The sequence below is a fragment of the Mesorhizobium sp. WSM4836 genome (genome assembly GCF_055811815.1).
Genome location: NZ_JBVVQF010000063.1, coordinates 1,861 through 3,126, shown reverse-complemented (window position 1 = coordinate 3,126; position 1,266 = coordinate 1,861). Strand labels below are relative to the sequence as shown.

The 1,266-nt window shown below is 60.6% G+C and carries 3 protein-coding genes; all 3 read right to left on the bottom strand.

Annotated elements, in window-relative coordinates:
- Positions 1 to 339 precede the first annotated feature (339 nt).
- Positions 340 to 555, bottom strand: a complete 216-nt coding sequence (locus tag AC0L2P_RS32010; protein ID WP_473507217.1) for a LuxR C-terminal-related transcriptional regulator — start codon at positions 553 to 555, stop codon at positions 340 to 342.
- Positions 556 to 691: 136 nt separating this feature from the next.
- Positions 692 to 1,000 (bottom strand): response regulator transcription factor, encoded by a 309-nt coding sequence (locus AC0L2P_RS32005; RefSeq protein ID WP_473507216.1) that lies wholly within the window; start codon positions 998 to 1,000, stop codon positions 692 to 694.
- Between the two features lies 1 nt (position 1,001).
- A partial coding sequence (locus AC0L2P_RS32000; RefSeq protein ID WP_473507215.1) for a sensor histidine kinase occupies positions 1,002 to 1,266 on the bottom strand: 265 nt, incomplete at its 5' end.

Sequence of the window (1,266 nt, the reverse complement as noted above, 5' to 3'; positions counted from 1 at the left end):
GGATCAGCCGCCGCCTCAAACTCCTCGGCCGATGAGAACGACCTGACCTCGAAGCCGTGAGCGCGGAGCAGGCGCTCGATCCCTTTCAGGAATCCGCTATCGTCGTCGACCACATAGATTTGCTTGCCTGGCCACATCACGGTGCGGCTGTCCCAAGACTGAGAGCACGACGACCCCCCGACATGGACCGGTCTGTTCTCTCAGGTATAGGTTACTTACCGGAAGCTATTTTCATATTGTCCTTGCGGACAGGCTAAATGGCAGATTTTATTAACAAATGTTTCCAATTTGGCGCGCGGGGCTGAGGAGCGGCTTGCCAGGCGGCAGGCCCCACACGGCCTATTGGTTGTGTGGCTCAGCCGCCTGTTCAGTTTCCGGTCTGAACTGGTTTGACAGGATCCCCAGCCGCTCCGCCAGCGAAACCAGATCTGCGATCGTCCGAGCACCGAGCTTGTCGAAAATACGCTCTCGATGCGCCTTGATTGTACGCTCGGTGATGCTGAGCGCACGAGCTGTCTGCTTGTTCATCTTGCCACGAACAACGAACTCGAACACCTCCCGCTCTCGAGGCGTTAATTTGTCGAGCCGTTTCCGCGCGTCCCTCACCCACTCCTGCCGCACATGTCCGTTTCGTAGTGGGCAAAGGCCCGGCCGATGCTGTCGAGCAGCGCCTCCGTGGATATAGGCTTCGTCAGGAAATCCTCTGCGCCTGCTTTGATGGCTCGACGGTCATCGGAACGTCCCCGTGGCCGGTGAGAAAGACGACGGGAAACAGAGACCCGAGCTCGGCCAGTCGCGCCTGAAGGTCCGGTCCGCTCAGCCCGGGCAGGCTGACGTCAAGGAGAGCGCAGCCCGCCTCGGCGCCGCTGCGGACACATTCCAGGAAGTGCTCCGCCGTAGGGTACTCGGCCACCGCATAGCCGTGCAGCCGCAACAGCCGTGTGGTGGCCGCGCGGAACGGTGCATCATCGTCGACCAGATGCACCAATTGGCTCGCCATCCTACGACGTCCCGGATTGTGCCAGCGGCACCTGAACTCGGAATGTCGCGCCGCCGCCGTTCCGACCTTCGACTCTTATCGAGCCGCCGTGCATCTCGACGATAGTGCGGGCGATGGACAGCCCCATGCCCATGCCTTCCGCCTTGGTGGTGAAGAACGGTTCGAAGACCTGTTTCAGTTGCTCTTCGGGAATGCCCGGTCCTCGATCTGACACGAACAGTTCGGCAAACTGTTCGACGCGCGAAGTCCGGATACTGATGATGCGA